Source organism: Streptomyces sp. NPDC020299, from assembly GCF_044387825.1.
Taxonomy (GTDB): domain Bacteria; phylum Actinomycetota; class Actinomycetes; order Streptomycetales; family Streptomycetaceae; genus Streptomyces.
On sequence record NZ_JBIRWL010000025.1, the window covers coordinates 36,743 to 50,548 of the forward strand.

15 protein-coding genes and 1 tRNA gene are annotated in these 13,806 nt (G+C 70.8%); 8 read left to right on the forward strand and 8 right to left on the reverse strand.

The features are described from left to right. Positions 1-64 precede the first annotated feature (64 nt). The 5 genes from ACH45E_RS40355 to ACH45E_RS40375 are packed head-to-tail and all read right to left on the reverse strand — an operon-like array spanning position 65 to position 6,894. Positions 65-1,756, reverse strand: a complete 1,692-nt coding sequence (locus tag ACH45E_RS40355; protein ID WP_361453129.1) for a lipid II flippase MurJ — start codon at positions 1,754-1,756, stop codon at positions 65-67. Continuing rightward, positions 1,753-3,090, reverse strand: coding sequence for an O-antigen ligase family protein (locus tag ACH45E_RS40360; RefSeq protein ID WP_361453132.1), 1,338 nt, complete (start codon positions 3,088-3,090; stop codon positions 1,753-1,755). The genes ACH45E_RS40355 and ACH45E_RS40360 overlap by 4 nt, the downstream gene beginning before the upstream one ends. Before the next feature lie 5 nt (positions 3,091-3,095). Beyond that, positions 3,096-4,520, reverse strand: coding sequence for an exopolysaccharide biosynthesis polyprenyl glycosylphosphotransferase (locus ACH45E_RS40365; RefSeq protein ID WP_361453135.1), 1,425 nt, complete (start codon positions 4,518-4,520; stop codon positions 3,096-3,098). After that, positions 4,517-5,749, reverse strand: coding sequence for a glycosyltransferase family 4 protein (locus tag ACH45E_RS40370; RefSeq protein ID WP_361453138.1), 1,233 nt, complete (start codon positions 5,747-5,749; stop codon positions 4,517-4,519). Before ACH45E_RS40370 ends, ACH45E_RS40365 begins: the two co-directional genes overlap by 4 nt. A gap of 50 nt (positions 5,750-5,799) precedes the next feature. Beyond that, the gene (locus tag ACH45E_RS40375; RefSeq protein ID WP_361453141.1) at positions 5,800-6,894 is read right to left on the reverse strand and encodes a DUF3344 domain-containing protein; all 1,095 of its coding nucleotides are present in this window, start codon (positions 6,892-6,894) and stop codon (positions 5,800-5,802) included. 265 nt (positions 6,895-7,159) lie between these two features. Between ACH45E_RS40375 and ACH45E_RS40380 the strand changes: the two genes are divergently transcribed. The 5 genes from ACH45E_RS40380 (at position 7,160) to ACH45E_RS40400 (ending at position 10,171) form a co-directional block, all read left to right on the forward strand. Further along, the gene (locus ACH45E_RS40380; RefSeq protein WP_361453143.1) at positions 7,160-7,399 is read left to right on the forward strand and encodes a chaplin; all 240 of its coding nucleotides are present in this window, start codon (positions 7,160-7,162) and stop codon (positions 7,397-7,399) included. 175 nt (positions 7,400-7,574) lie between these two features. After that, a complete protein-coding gene (locus ACH45E_RS40385; RefSeq protein ID WP_361453146.1) occupies positions 7,575-8,222 on the forward strand; it encodes a hypothetical protein in 648 nt (215 codons plus the stop codon). Between the two features lie 165 nt (positions 8,223-8,387). Continuing rightward, entirely contained in the window at positions 8,388-8,693 is a 306-nt protein-coding gene (locus ACH45E_RS40390) for a hypothetical protein (protein ID WP_361453149.1), read from the forward strand. Between the two features lie 160 nt (positions 8,694-8,853). Continuing rightward, positions 8,854-9,321 carry a tyrosinase family oxidase copper chaperone gene (locus ACH45E_RS40395; RefSeq protein WP_361453152.1) on the forward strand — a complete coding sequence of 156 codons (468 nt, stop codon included), beginning with the start codon at positions 8,854-8,856 and terminating at the stop codon, positions 9,319-9,321. Then, the gene (locus ACH45E_RS40400; protein ID WP_361453155.1) at positions 9,305-10,171 is read left to right on the forward strand and encodes a tyrosinase family protein; all 867 of its coding nucleotides are present in this window, start codon (positions 9,305-9,307) and stop codon (positions 10,169-10,171) included. Before ACH45E_RS40395 ends, ACH45E_RS40400 begins: the two co-directional genes overlap by 17 nt. A gap of 75 nt (positions 10,172-10,246) precedes the next feature. Here the strand turns inward: ACH45E_RS40400 and ACH45E_RS40405 are convergent, their stop codons facing one another. Continuing rightward, positions 10,247-10,510 carry a chaplin gene (locus ACH45E_RS40405; RefSeq protein WP_361453158.1) on the reverse strand — a complete coding sequence of 88 codons (264 nt, stop codon included), beginning with the start codon at positions 10,508-10,510 and terminating at the stop codon, positions 10,247-10,249. 271 nt (positions 10,511-10,781) lie between these two features. Here ACH45E_RS40405 and ACH45E_RS40410 point away from each other — a divergent pair, with 271 nt between their 5' ends. From ACH45E_RS40410 to ACH45E_RS40420, 3 genes are all read left to right on the forward strand, one after another. Continuing rightward, positions 10,782-11,051 carry a hypothetical protein gene (locus tag ACH45E_RS40410; RefSeq protein WP_361453161.1) on the forward strand — a complete coding sequence of 90 codons (270 nt, stop codon included), beginning with the start codon at positions 10,782-10,784 and terminating at the stop codon, positions 11,049-11,051. Positions 11,052-11,250: 199 nt separating this feature from the next. Continuing rightward, the gene (locus ACH45E_RS40415) at positions 11,251-11,520 is read left to right on the forward strand and encodes a hypothetical protein (RefSeq protein ID WP_361453164.1); all 270 of its coding nucleotides are present in this window, start codon (positions 11,251-11,253) and stop codon (positions 11,518-11,520) included. Positions 11,521-11,638: 118 nt separating this feature from the next. Next, positions 11,639-11,914: a hypothetical protein gene (locus ACH45E_RS40420; protein WP_361453167.1), complete on the forward strand. Its 276-nt coding sequence runs from the start codon at positions 11,639-11,641 to the stop codon at positions 11,912-11,914. A 71-nt stretch (positions 11,915-11,985) separates the two neighbouring features. On the opposite strand, the gene ACH45E_RS40425 is transcribed toward ACH45E_RS40420, so the two are convergent. Then, entirely contained in the window at positions 11,986-12,891 is a 906-nt protein-coding gene (locus tag ACH45E_RS40425; RefSeq protein WP_361453170.1) for an alpha/beta hydrolase, read from the reverse strand. 577 nt (positions 12,892-13,468) lie between these two features. Beyond that, positions 13,469-13,541 (reverse strand) — tRNA-Arg (locus tag ACH45E_RS40430). Positions 13,542-13,806 lie beyond the last annotated feature (265 nt).

The following is a 13,806-nucleotide window of genomic DNA, read 5'->3' on the forward strand; positions in this document are numbered from 1 at the left end:
TCTGCCGGTCTCGACGGCATCGACTGCATCAGCGGCATTGACGGCATTGACGGAATCAGCGGAATCAACGGAAGAGGCCATGTGTGAGCCTTCGTGTGACGGTGCGTACGGAGTGCAGTGCGGATGCCTGGCCCAGGGCGCCCAGGGCCAGGGTGAGCGGGAGGAAGACGACGGTCACGGTGAGGCAGCCGGCCGCGAGGCCCGCCACCGGGGACTCCGGCCGGCTCGCGACGAAGGCCCCGGCGACGGTGGCGACGATCGCCGCGCGCACCGGCCTGCTCAGCTCGGCCAGTACCTGCCGGATGCGGATCGAGACCCCGTGCGGGTTGTCCTGCCGGCCCGTGCGCAGGCCGGTGAGCATCACACCGGCCGTGAAGGTGATGCCGATGGCGTTGGCGGCGGCGATCCCGCCCACGCCCCAGGTGCCGACGGTCGCGGCGCCGATCCAGGAGGTCACGGCGATGCCCGCGGCCATCGCGCCGACGGGATACCAGGTGGGCCGGCCCGCCGAGAAGTAGGAGCGGGTGAGTGCCCCCACCAGGGTCTGGCCCAGCAGGCCGAAGGCGTACACGCGCATGACGTCGGCCGTGGCCGCGGTGTCCCGCGCGGTGAACGCACCCCGCTGGAAGAGCAGTTCGATCATCTGCGGGGCGCAGGCGATCACCGCGCACATGCCCAGCAGCACCAGGGTGGAGGCCACCGCGAGATCCCGCTCCACGCGGCTGCGGGCCCGTTCGGTGTCGCCGTCCGCGAGTGCCCGCGCCACCACCGGGAAGGTGACGGTGCACACCATCAGCGACAGCGTCATCGGGATCTGGGCGACCTTCTGCGCGTAGTTCAGGTGCGAGATGGCCCCGGCGGGCAGGGTGGACCCGAGGAAGCGTTCGACGAGGACCTGCGACTGGCGGCACAGGGCGAACAGGAGTACGGAGGCGACCACGGGGAGTTGCACCGGCCGCTCCTCGACGCCGGTCCCGGATCCGCGGGGCTGCCGTTGGCGTGAGGTCAGCTGCCGCCACAGCGAGGGGAGTTGCACCGCCACCATCAGGCAGCCGCCCACCGCGACCCCGACCGCCGCGGAGCGCACGCCCCAGTCCCCGCCGAGCAGGAACATCGCGGCGACGATGCCGGCGTTGTAGACGATGTAGATCGCCGCGGGCGCGAGGAACCGGCGGTGTGCCCGCAGAGCGGCGCTGCAGTAGCCGGCGAGCCCGAAGGTCAGTACGCAGGTCGACGTGAGCCGGGTGCAGTCGGCGGCGAGCTGGGGGTCGGGCAGGCCGGGCGCCAGGGCCTGGACCAGATAGGGCGCCGCGCCGGCGATCACCGCGGCCACCGCGGCGAAGGCGAGACACAGCCGGGGCAGCGTGGAGACGACCAGGGCGCGGACCGGGTCGCCCGGCCCGCCCCGGGCGCGGCGGGACAGCGCCATGCTGAACGCCGGGATCAGCACCAGCGCCAGCCCGTCCTCGATGAGCAGCGTGGCGGCGAACTCCGGCACCGTCCACGCGACGAGGAAGGCGTCCGTGTCGCTGCCGGCGCCGAACAGCCGCGCCAGTGACTGGTCGCGCACCAGGCCCAGCAGGGAGCCGACGATGGACAGCGCCGCCGTGACGAGCGCGGCTCTGGCGAGGAACTTCCGCGAGGCCGGGGCCGAGGCCGGGTCGGTGCCGTCCCCGGTGACGGTGGCGGTACGCGCCGGGGGAAGGGTCGCGCCGTCGGCTGCGGATCCGGGGGTGTGCGTGGGCCTCACCGTCATCGTGCCAGGGCCTCCTCGACGCGCTCGCGCTTCCCGGCCCGCGGCAGGACGTCCGCCTGCTTCTGGCCGGTCAGCGCCCACCACGCGGCGAGCCCCAGGCACATGCCGGTCAGCACGGTCGAGGGGCCGCCGATGTCTCCGTACATGAAGTCGGTCAGCAGCCAGATCAGCAGTCCGCAGGCGACGAGTGCCGAGTCGCCGCCTGGTCCGCGGTCGCGGTGGCGTCTGCGCAGCCCGCGCACGAGCAGCGCCAGCCAGCCCCCGGCGAGCGTCAGCAGCCCGATCAGGCCCTGCTCGCTGAGCACCAGCAGGTACATGTTGTGCGGGGACAGCAGTGCCTGCCTGCGGTACGTCACTCCGGCGCCGGCGATCTCGGCGCCCGACGACAGCGCCAGGGTGGCGTGCCCGTCCCGGTACTCGGGAAAGCCCTTCAAGCCGACCCCGGTCAGCGGGTGCTGGCGCCACATGCCGGTGGCGGACGCCCACAGCGTGTACCGGTCGATCACGGACTGGTCGGGGGCGTCGGTGACCTGCGCGATGCTGTCGATCCGCTGCTGCAGCAGTGTCGTACCGACGCCGAACCCGCCCACCAGGACGACCCCCGCGGCGGCCACGGCCGCGGCCATCCGCAGCGCGCGCCGCAGCCCGGTCAGCACCAGCTGCACGGTGATCGTCACGGCGGTCGCGATCCAGGCGCCCCGGCTGAAGGAGACCGCGAGCGGCGGCAGCAGCGCCAGCGCGCAGCCGGCGGCGACGGCTCGCTGCCGTGCCGACGTCCGGCTCAGCGCGATCCCGGTCGCGCACACCAGGCCGAGGGCGACCGCCGACGCCATGCCCATCACGTCCTGCGCCCCGAACGTGCCGACCGCCCGGATGTCCGCGCCCTGGTAGGAGGCGCCGGTCCGGGTGACGTACTGGTGCACGCCGATGGCCCCCTGCCACAGCGCGAGCCCCACGAACGACCAGGCCAGCACCTGGAAGTCGGCGCGGTCGCGAATCAGCAGCAGCACGGCCGCGGGGACGAGCACGAAGACCTGGAGGTATCGGCCGAGGCCGGTGAGCCCGGCCGTCGGCGAGGAAGCCCCCATGGCGGCCAGCGTGAGCCCCACCACCGGCAGGCCCAGCACCATGGCCGCCGAGGGTGCCAGCGGGCGCCGCCGGTCACGCAGGAGACGGATCACGCAGTACACCACCATCAGCCCGGAGACCGCGTCGGCGGGTTCCGCGCCGCCCGGCGTCACCGGCAGGGCCAGCAGGACCATCACCGCCACCGCGGGCAGGACCGGTGCCAGTGCGACGGTCCGGCGCGGGAGCAGGGTCAGGGCATGGCTCACGTGTGTCAGCTCCCCGTCGGACGCACCAGGGCGGCCGCGGTGCGCAGCAGGATGCAGATGTCCTGCCACAGCGACCAGTTGTCGATGTAGGCGTTGTCGAAGCGGCTGCGGTCCTCGATGGAGGTGTCACCGCGCAGGCCGTGGACCTGGGCGAGGCCGGTGATGCCGACCCGCATCCGGTGCCGGGCCGCGTAGCCGGGGTAGGTCTGGCCGAACTGCGAGACGAAGTAGGGGCGTTCGGGCCGGGGGCCGACCAGGCTCATGTCGCCGCGCAGGACGTTCCACAGCTGGAGCAGCTCGTCGAGCGAGGTGCGCCGCAGCATGCGGCAGAACCAGCGCATCTCGTGCTCGTTCGCCACGCTCCACCGGGTCGCCGACTCGTGCTCGTCGACCGGGCGGTGCGTACGGAACTTCAGCAGTGTGAAGGGCTTCCCCTTCTTGCCGATGCGCTCCTGCCGGAACACCACGCCCGGCCCGTCGCTGATCCGCAGGTTCGCCGCGCACACCAGCAGCAGCGGGCTGACCAGCAGCAGCAGCGTCCCCGAGACGAGGATGTCGAGCATCCGCTTGCCCATGCCCTCGCGGCGGGCCTCGGCCATGTCCAGGCGCCGGCAGGCGAACCCGGCCAGCCGCTCCTTCGTCCCGTACGACGGGGAGTCGGGGTCGACCTCCCACACGGCACAGCCGGCCTCGGCCAACGCGGCCAGCAGCGGCCCCTGTTCGGTGCGCACGGCAGGGTGCACGGCCAGTACCGCCCGCACGCCGTTCTGGATGACGGCGCGCTTTACTTCCTCGCTGCTCGTCAGCACGGGCAGGCCCTCGGTGCCGTCGGGCTGGCCGGCGACGATCCCCACCGGCCGTACACCGCAGTGCGGGTGACGCAGCACGGCGGCGGCCACGCGCTGCGCGGTCGCCTCCGGGCCGATGAGGAGGGCGGTGTGCGGGTGGCGCAGCAGCGCGGCGCGGCGCCGCCCGTGCACCGCGCCGCGCAAGACGAAGCCGGCCGCCGCTTGGAGGGCGAGGCCGGTCAGTACGGTGCGGACGGACAGGGCGTGTTCGGGCTGGTAGGCCGCCACGAGCGCCGCGAGTGCCAGCCAGGCCACCGTGATGCGGCCCCACAGAGCGGGCAGTTCGTCCAGCAGCGCCGGCACCGGTGGCCGGGTCCCGCGGGGGCGCAGCAGCACAGACGCGACGATCAGCAGGGCCACGACCGCCGGGTGGTGGGTCTCGGTGAGCGCCAGGCTGCCAACGAGGGCGGCGATGCCGTCCGCGACGAGCAGCGGCACCGGTGAGTCCGAGCGCGCCGGTGGCCGGGGGGCGGGGAGCCGGATGCCGGGGGCGGTGCCGCGCGGCGGCATGACCGAGACGGGTGAGGACTGGTGGTCCCGTGGCTGCAGGCCGGGGGAGGGGACGGTACGTTCGGCGGTCACGAGTGGTTCGACTCCCTGTGCTCGGTGGGCGCGACGCGCTGTCTTGTCTGGTTCGCCTCGGCGCCACCGCCTGTCAGGCCCGCTCTTGCGGTGGCGGGCCAGGTGCCGAGCAGGTCGCGGTAGACGTCCGCGACCGCCTTTGCGGTGTGCCGCACGTCATGGGTGGACAACACGTGCAGGCGGGCCCGGTCGCCGAGCGACTCGCGCAGCGGCGGGTCGAGCAGCAGCTCCGTGACGGCCCCGGCCAGCACCGCTGGGTCTTGAGGGGGTACCAGGCACTGGGCGGCGAAGGAGGGCGGCAGGCTCTCGCGGGCGCCGTCGACGTCCGTCACCACCACGGGCCGGCCGCAGGCCATCGCCTCCAGCGGGGCCAGCGCCATGCCCTCCCAGCGGGAGGGCAGGACGACGAGATCGGCGGCCTGGTACCAGGGCGAGGCGTCGGCGACGGCGCCCGTGAACACCACGGATGCCGGGGCCTCCTGGCTCAGCCGGTCGCGGTCCGGTCCGTCACCGACCAGGACGAGGCGGGCGTCGGGCACCCGTCGTACGACGGTGTCCCATGCCCGCAGCAGGACGTCCTGACCCTTCTGCCGGCACAGCCGGCCCACGCAGACCGCGAGCGGCGCCGCCGGGTCGATGCCGGCGAGCGGGGCGAGGCCGGCCCGTACGGCGTGGGCCGGGGCCGGGCGGAAGCGTTCGGGATCGATGCCGTTGGGGATGACGGTCCACCGGCCGGGGATCCGGGCGCGTACCCCGGTGGCGCGTTCCGCCTCGCTCACACACACCACGCGGTCGGCCCAACGCGCGCCCCGTCGTTCCCACTTGAGCGCGAGGTTCGCGGTGATCCCGCCGACCGCCTCGAACGACCAGGCGTGCGGCTGGAAGACCGTCGGAATCCGCCCGCGTACCGCGAGCCGCCCGGCGAGCCCGGCCTTCGCGCTGTGGGCGTGCACCAGATCGGGGCGCACCTCGTCGATCAGCCGCGCCAGGTTCCGTACCTCTCGCGCGAGTGCCGGACCCGGCGACCGGGTCGCGGACCAGTGCCGTACGCTCGCGCCGAGCGCCCGCAGTTCCGCCGTGAGCGTGCTGTCGGGGCAGGCGACGACGACGTCCGCGCCGTCGCCCAGCTGTTCCCGGACCAGGTCGGTCACCACGCGCGCGACCCCGCCGTCCACCGGTTGGGTGAGGTGCATGACCCGTGGCCGGCGGCTGGTGGATGACAGATGCATATGCGCGGCTTCCTCGCTCGCTAAAGCGTCCGAAACGGGGGGCGACGGATTCACCGCTGGGCGTCGACGGCGGCGAAGAGAACGCCGGCCCAGGCCGAGTCCCGGTCGGAGACGAGCCGCAGGTTCACCCGGTCACCGGCCTGCTGCAGGCCTCTTCCGAGGTCGAACACGTCGGAGTCGTAGCCGAGGTTGTTGGCGTACGCCGGCACGCGCGCGACGCCCCAGTCGGCGATGGTGGAGTTCAGGACGTCGTCCGGCGGGTTGGCGGGGCCGGTGAGATCGATGGATCCGTCGTGGCCGGTCGACATGGTGAGCGAGTCGCCGGTGACGCCGCGGTCGCCGTTGTAGGCCACCAGGCCCGCGTAGCCGCCCGCGCCCGCTGCGAAGTCGGCGTCACGGAGCCGCAGTTCCGCGTCGTGGGACTTCAGCCGTGCGAAGCCGTCCCAGATCGTGAGGTCCCGCAAGGGCTCCGCCGGGTTCTCGTACGCCACCACCAGCGTCCAGCCGCCCCAGGCCCCGGCCTCGGACCTGCCCATCGCCACGTTGACCTGGGCCACGGTGTACAGGCCCGGCACGCTGTCGCGTACCAGCTGGGTCACGTCCGCCGAGGCCTGGAATGCTTCCGCGCCGTCGGCGGCGCGGTGTCCGACGACCGTGTCCGCGCGGAGCGGCTTGTACTCGCCGCCGGGTTCGGCGATCAGTACCTTCTCGTTGTCCTCCGGCGGCTTCTGCTCCCCCACGCGGAGGTTGCCGCCCCAGTACAGACGCGCGTACGTGACTCGGGAGCCGGCGGGCAGGCGGACCTCGGCGCGGGAGGAGTTGTAGGTGTTCGGGTCGCCGTCGACGTCGGTGTAGAACATGTCGAAGTCGCCGTTCACCCCGCCCCCGCCCGCCTGCACGTCCGAGCACACGGGTGCCGGCCGGCAGCTGATGGAGGTGTTGGCCGCGCGCACGATGCCGCCGTGCTGGTGGGCGCGGTACCGCTGGGCGAACGAGACGCTGCTCGCCTCGGGTGCGGCCTTTGCGGTTTTCGTGGCCTTCGCGGCTGTCGCGGCGGCCGGGAAGCCGCCGGGCGCCCACGTCACGGCAAGGGCGAGGACGCCCACCGTCGCACGGCGAAGCAGCGGACCCAGGGAATGGGGCATGACCGTCGTGGCCCTTTCGGAACAGGTGGCGATGGCAGCAGCGGCAGAGTGCGCGTGCCAGCCCAGAGGGGGTCGTCGGGAGATCCGCACGCTAATCGCTAACCGGACAAGTATGGTGAAACGCGACAAGTGTGTCGGAATCGTGAAACCCATCGGCCCCAAAGAATCACGCCATTGGCGCACAACCGGTCACAGCGCCACGCGTTAATCCAGAGCCGGGCACACCGCCCGGATGTTCTGCGTCAACTGCAAGGAGCACTTCTCCATGTCGCGTATCGCCAAGGGCCTGGTCCTGACCTCCGCCGCCGTCGCGGCCGTCGCCGGCGCTGCCGGTGTCGCCTCCGCCAACAGCAACGCGAGCGGTGCCGCCGCCAACTCCCCGGGCGTTCTGTCGGGCGATGTCATCGAGGCCCCGGTCCACGTCCCGGTCATCATCTGCGGCAACACCGTCAACGGTGCCGGGTTCCTGAACCCGACGCTGGGCAACTACTGCGTCAACCGCTGACGCCGGCGACCATCCCTTTGGCGGCCGCCCTCCCGGAGTTCTTCCGTGGAGGGCGGCCGGCGTCGTTCCCCCGTCCTCCCCTCCTTGTTCCCTCTAAAGACCTTGAGCGGTTGCAGGCAGTCGCGGGCGCTTCCACGGTGGGCTCAGGATCAGACGCCCATCGAAAGGAACTCCCATGCGCGCTCTGCCCGCACGGCGTATCGCGTCCAGCACCCTGTGCGCCGCCCTTCTTGTCGGGGTCACCGGGCCGGCCGCCATGGCAGCCGACTCTCCCCGCGAACGCGGCCACGCGACGTCGCCGGACGCTCCGCGCCTCCGCGCGGACGCGCTCCTCGCGCAGGTCAGGAAGCTGAACGCCTTCGGAAAGGACGTCGTCCCGGTCACCGACCTGCTGACCGCCGTGCTCAAGGCGGACCACGGCAGGCTGAGTGCCGCCGAGGCCAGAAGACTCGGCGGCCCGGCGAAGCGCGCCCTGGCCAAGGTGGTCGCCAGGGCAGAACCCAGGGCGTCCGAGCGGCGCGCCGCCGCCCCCGCCGACCTGCTGGACGACCTGGAGAAGGCCCTGGAGGACCTCCTGGAGTCGATCACCGCCGGTGACACCGACCAGGTGCTGCCGTCGCTCAGCGGTCTGCTGGGCGACCTCATCGACCTGCTCACCGGGGCGCTGATCGACGGCGCGCTGCCGACGCCTGCCGCCTCGACACCGGAGGCACTGGAGCCGGCCGACACACTCCCCGCCGACACGATCCCCGCTGTCACACTTCCCGCCGTCACGCTCCCCGCCGTCACGCTGCCGGCGCCGGTGCAGGCGCCGGCCTCCTGAGCGGCGCGCGAGCGTCGTACCGGAGCGTGAGGTCCGGCCCTTCGGCAATCTCATATGAGGACTAGCAATCTTCGGCGCCTCCGGTTTCCGCACCGGTCAGGGCTCGTTAGGCACGGCGACAGAGAGTCACCTCCGGCAACCCGCGTTGCCGAAGAAAGGAACACGATGAAGTCCCTGAAGGCTGCCGCCGTCCTTGCCGGGTCCCTGATCGCCGCCAGTGTCGCCGGGCCCGCGTTCGCCGCCGAGGACGTGGCGAACACCGGCTTCAGCGGCACCGTGAACACCAAGCTCCCCCTCGACGTGCCGCTGCACCAGTCGGAACTCGCATCCGGGAAGAGGGAAGGGCTGATCGAGTCGGTGAAGGGCGCCGCGAACGCGCTGAACGAAGCCCGGCCGCTGCACCACTCGACGAAGGACGCCACGTCCGCGCTGCACGACGCCAAGCCGCTGCACGGCGGTCTGTCGCTGTAGGTCTGAGGCCACGCCGTACGGAGGGACGGCCCCCGGTGGAGTCCGGGGGCCGTCCCTCCGTCGTGCGCGGCGAGCCGATCACTGTCCTGGCCGAGCGGCGGTGACCGCTCGGCGCGTTCGGCGGTTACGGGTACGGACCCGAACCGTACGAGGAGTGGACATGGTCGTCAGCAGTACACGGCGGGACGCGACGCGCGGGCTGCTTGCCTGCGCACTGGGCACCGCGCTGGCCCCGGTGGTCGTCGCCGAGTGGCCTTCGCGCCGGGAACCCGGGTCCGGGAGAGCGCCGTCCGGGAGAGCGCCGTCCGGGAGCGCGCCGGACGGCACCGGCTTCACGGAGACCTACCGCGGCCGCGGCATCCAGGGGACGTGGACCCCCGCCGACGGCCCGGCCGGGGACGGCCACTGGCGTGTCACCGTGGACGGCCGCCCGCTGCACCTGATGCGCCGGGCCGACGGCACCTGGCTGAGCATGGTCGACCACTACCGGCCCTACCGGACACCGCTCGAGGCCGCCCGCGCCGCGGTCGACGAACTCGGTCTCGGTGAGCGGCTGCGTGACCTGGCACCGGGACCGGTGGACGCGGGGCACTCGCACATGGGGGGCCGGCATGACGTACGTGCGTAAGGATGCCGCCACGCTCACGGCGGGTGAGAAGCGACGGTTCGTCAACGCGCTGCTGGAGGTCAAACGGCGGGGCGAGTACGACGAGTTCGTGCGGACGCACCTCGCGTACTTCCCCACCGACGGCGAGGACGGACTGCGCACCGCGCACATGGCGCCCTCCTTCCTGCCCTGGCACCGCCGGTTCCTGCTCGACCTGGAGAGCGCGCTGCGCCGCGTGGACTCCTCGGTGACCGTTCCGTACTGGGACTGGACCCGGGACCGCACGAGCACGTCCGTGCCCTGGACGGCGGACCTCCTCGGCGGCGACGGACGCGGCTCCGACCGCCGCGTGATGACGGGGCCGTTCGCCCATCGCGAGGGCCACTGGACCATCAAGGAGGGCGTGACCGAAGGGAAGTTCCTCACCCGCGACCTCGGCCGCGCCCGCGATCCGCTCGAACTGCCCACGAGGAACGACCTGGAGTGGGCGCTGCGGGACCCCGACTACGACGTCGCGCCCTGGGACTCGACGGTCACGCGGGGCTTCCGCAACAGGCTGGAGGGCTGGAACACCGGCCGGGACAGCGTCTCTTGGCGCAACCACAACCTGGTGCACCGCTGGGTCGGCGGGGCGATGCTCGGCGGCGCCTCCGTCAACGACCCCGTCTTCTGGCTGCACCACGCCTTCATCGACCTCCAGTGGTACCGCTGGCAGCGCCGACACCCCGGGGCCCGCTACCTCCCCGCGACGCCGCCGGGCCCCGGGGAGGCACAGCACGACCGGATCGTGGCACGGCACCAGAAACTGCCGCCGTGGAACGTGACGCCCGGCGAACTGGAGGACGTGGGCCGGATCTACCGGTACGCGTGAGGTGACGCGGACCCATGGGAAGAGCCCCGGCGCTGGACGGCACCGGGGCTCTCACAACAGGACGGCAAAGGCAGGTCAGTTGCCGTATCCGGTCACCGGGTGGCCGTTCTCGCAGACGTTCCCGAGGGCCGGGTTGAGAGCGCCGATGACGGTGACGGTGTTTCCGCAGACGGTGACCGGCACGTGGACCGGCACCTCGACGACATTGCCGGACGCCACGCCGGGCGAGCCGACCGCCGCACCCTCGGCCCCGGAGTTCGCCATGGCGAGGCCGGCTCCGCCGAGGGCCACGGCGCCGGTACCGAGGGCGACGGTGGCCGCCTTCATGATGCGAGACATCACGTTCTCCTTAGTGACTTGGTAGCTGCGGCAGCAGGACACGCGGCCGCACTTCCCGCTCAACGCGGCGGCGCCGGACGAGTCACGGCGTGCTTCCCCGGATCACCCTCCCGGTGCCGGGCGCGGCACGCCGTGGTGACACAACCAGCTTTTTCAAGAAACTTACGCAATTCGGCGTTTCATCCTTCAAAAGCCGCACATGTCCTTTACGTTGGTGACTGTCAGTGGCCGGTCATCACGGACCGTGTCGGACATGAGAAACGGAGAGGTAATGCGCAAGTTCCAGAAGGCCGCAGTCGTCGTGGCCATGCTCGGCAGTGTCAGCTTCCTGGGTGCCGGCGTCAGCCAGGCCCACGACGACGACGGCAAGTTCCGTCTCGACAACAAGCAGAACCAGGCCTGCTCGCAGAACGACACCACCCAGGGTCTCGTGAACGTCGACGACGTCAACGTCAACGTCGCCGCCCTGCTGGGTCTCGGCAACCAGGACAACCGCGAGGTCGAGTCGCTGACCTGCAGCCAGGCCTTCGGCATCAAGTAGATCCCCGTCAGGTGATCTAGCGCGCCTCGGGGCTCGGACCCCATGTGTTCGAGCCCCGAGTCCGTCTGCGAATGCCGCATTAGAGAAATTTACGCGATTCGGCGTTTCAACTGCCAAAGATTCCGAAGTGCCCCTTATGTTAATCACCGAACGTGGCCGGTTCATCACGAACCGTGCCGAAGCGAGAAACGGAGAGGTAATGCGCAAGTACCAGAAGGCCGCAGTCGTCGCAGCCATGCTCGGCAGTGTCAGCATGCTGGGCGCCGGCGTCAGCCAGGCCGGCGACGACGCGGCGTTCAAGCTCGACAACAAGCAGAACCAGTCGTGCGAGCAGAACACGTCGACCCAGGGGCTCATCAACATCGACGACGTCAACGTCAACCTCGCCCTTCTCGGCCTCGCCAACCAGGACAACCGCGAGACCAAGTCGCTGACCTGCAGCCAGGGCTTCGCTCTCGGCGGCAAGTGATCACTGGTCAGGTGATCTAGGCAGGCCTAGTGGCTCGGACCCGAGTGTCCGGGCCCGGGCCTGCCTGGCTCGTGTACCGGTCCGTACTCATGTACCGGTCCAGCTAAGGAAAAGGTAGATGTTCAAGTCGAAGAAGATCGCGGCGATGGCGGGGATCCTGGGGAGCTTCGCCCTGATCGGCGTCGGGGCCGCTCAGTCCTTCGGTGCCGACAACCCCAGCAAGTGTGCTGACGACGGCAACGGCCACGTCCGCTGCGTGCAGGTGAGCGAATACCACGTCACCACCGACAAGCAGGGAAACGTTCATGTCGTGAACGACTCGACGCAGACCTGCCCCTCCTCGGAGGGCGAGGTCAGCTGCGTCAGCACCGTCGCTCTCAGCGGCAAGAAGTAGTCCTGACGTCCTGCGGAGAATGGCCGGGACCCGATACCGGGTCCCGGCCATTCTCCGTTTGTACGGTCAGGTCACACGCCGGCGGCGCACAGCGACTCGACGGCGTTGCAGTACGACAGGCCGTCGACGGGGCGGTCGGTGCAGAACCGGCCGATCAGGTCCGAGGCCTCCTCCATGCGCTCCAGCGTGACCAGGTGGTCGGCCTCCTTGACGGTCGTGAACCGCGCCACGGGCATCGTCGCGGCGACCTCGCGGCCCATCTCGGGGGTGCACAGGCTGTCGTACTCGCCCGTGAACACCAGGGACGGCACGCGGGGCACGGGCAGCGGGCGGTAGCAGCCGTGCGTCATCAGCCTGGTGTTGTGCTCCACGGCCTTCTTGAGCTCGTCCGGGGTCTGGCTCATGAACTGCCGGTGCAGAAGGCGGGCCACGGCCGCGTGCTTGCGGACCCGGCCGGCACCGGGGTTCGACATGAACATCCGTACGAGCCCGTCGGCGGCCCCGGTGATGTCGCCGCGCTCGAGTGCCCGCGACAGCCGCGGTACGGCGTCGGCGTAGATACCCGGAAGGCGCATCGCCGCGCCGCAGAAGACGATGCGGCTGACGAACTCGGGATACAGCTGCGCGAAGCGGAGGCCGACGACTTCACCGAAGCAGCCGCCGAAGAGATTCACCCGCGGCACCCCGGTCTCGACCAGCATGTTCCTGAGCGCGGCGGCGAGGAAGTCGATGTCGTATCGCGCGGGCAGGAAATCCGAGTCGCCGTAACCGGGCAGGTCCACGGTGATCAGCGTGCACAGCGGTGCCAGCCATTTCTCGTGTCCCTGCCATGAGTATCTGTTCTGGGACGAGCCTCCGAGCAGCACCAACGGTTCCGTCACCGGGGCCCTCTGATGGACGATGCGGCACTCGTACGCGAAACCCTCGAAAGCGAGGCTCCGCTCCTCCACCTGCTCCGATGTGACGGCAGTGATCATGGATGGCTCCGGGAAAGAGGGAACGACGGCGGACCATCCCATAGTTACCAGAAATCTCACCAAATTGACGTAATCACCCATTTGTGGGCGATAAGGCTTTACTTGGCTATATCTCTAACTCCGCTCCATTTGGGCGAAGTGCTGATTCTTATTCGACAATATGACCGCCGATAAGCGGCCGGCTTCATCGGTGATCGCGTGCCGTTGCTCTGTGAGCGGTCGAAGAACGGGGCTTCGTGTGCGAGTGGATGGCCTGCCCGTGCCGCTCCAACTCGGCATGCGCATCCGCGACTTCGTGGGCTACGGCAGGCTCCGCTCGGCAACCTGACCCGAACGGGCGGCAAACCTGCGCCCCCTGCCTCCTCCTCAGGGAGGCGGGTGGCCGAGAACCGTCAGCCGACCCCAGGCCTGGAGCTTCGACGCGTGTTCGACGCGGCCGACCGCGAAGACCCGGCGGCGGGCGGACGGCCCCGCGGCCCGTCCTTGATCGTCGAGGGGGCTCGCGGGGCTGGCCCGGGTCGGGCAGGGTCCGGCGCGACCAGCAAAAACGCCCTCCCGGAGGAGGGCGGGACATGGGCGCCCCCGGCAGGACTCGAACCTGCGGCCAAGCGCTTAGAAGGCGCCTGCTCTATCCACTGAGCTACGGGGGCCGGGGACAAGGATAGGGCTCCCGGTTCCTTGTCCCTGTTGCTTCGCCTCCGTGGCTCGATGTGGAGGTTCAGTGAAGCGGTCCTGATAATCGCAGGCAGGTACGAATCGTGCACCGCTTTTGGCCTCCGACGCCATCGGGTGTTGTGCACTCGTTATGCCTGGACTGTGCCCGTGCCCCAGTAGTCCCTTGTGCCCGTTCTGTCCCTTCGGCGCGCAGACATGTCTATATGCTTCAGAATTCCCCCAAAATTGGGCATTCTTCGC

Coding starts and splice junctions, on each gene's coding strand:
- ACH45E_RS40380 (WP_361453143.1), top strand. CDS start 7,160: ATGTCGCGTATCGCCAAGGGCCTGGTCCTGACCTCCGCCGCCGTCGCG.
- ACH45E_RS40375 (WP_361453141.1), bottom strand. CDS start 6,894: ATGCCCCATTCCCTGGGTCCGCTGCTTCGCCGTGCGACGGTGGGCGTC.
- ACH45E_RS40370 (WP_361453138.1), bottom strand. CDS start 5,749: ATGCATCTGTCATCCACCAGCCGCCGGCCACGGGTCATGCACCTCACC.
- ACH45E_RS40415 (WP_361453164.1), top strand. CDS start 11,251: ATGCGCAAGTACCAGAAGGCCGCAGTCGTCGCAGCCATGCTCGGCAGT.
- ACH45E_RS40410 (WP_361453161.1), top strand. CDS start 10,782: ATGCGCAAGTTCCAGAAGGCCGCAGTCGTCGTGGCCATGCTCGGCAGT.
- ACH45E_RS40355 (WP_361453129.1), bottom strand. CDS start 1,756: ATGACGGTGAGGCCCACGCACACCCCCGGATCCGCAGCCGACGGCGCG.
- ACH45E_RS40420 (WP_361453167.1), top strand. CDS start 11,639: ATGTTCAAGTCGAAGAAGATCGCGGCGATGGCGGGGATCCTGGGGAGC.
- ACH45E_RS40395 (WP_361453152.1), top strand. CDS start 8,854: ATGGTCGTCAGCAGTACACGGCGGGACGCGACGCGCGGGCTGCTTGCC.
- ACH45E_RS40405 (WP_361453158.1), bottom strand. CDS start 10,510: ATGTCTCGCATCATGAAGGCGGCCACCGTCGCCCTCGGTACCGGCGCC.
- ACH45E_RS40425 (WP_361453170.1), bottom strand. CDS start 12,891: ATGATCACTGCCGTCACATCGGAGCAGGTGGAGGAGCGGAGCCTCGCT.
- ACH45E_RS40400 (WP_361453155.1), top strand. CDS start 9,305: ATGACGTACGTGCGTAAGGATGCCGCCACGCTCACGGCGGGTGAGAAG.
- ACH45E_RS40385 (WP_361453146.1), top strand. CDS start 7,575: ATGCGCGCTCTGCCCGCACGGCGTATCGCGTCCAGCACCCTGTGCGCC.
- ACH45E_RS40390 (WP_361453149.1), top strand. CDS start 8,388: ATGAAGTCCCTGAAGGCTGCCGCCGTCCTTGCCGGGTCCCTGATCGCC.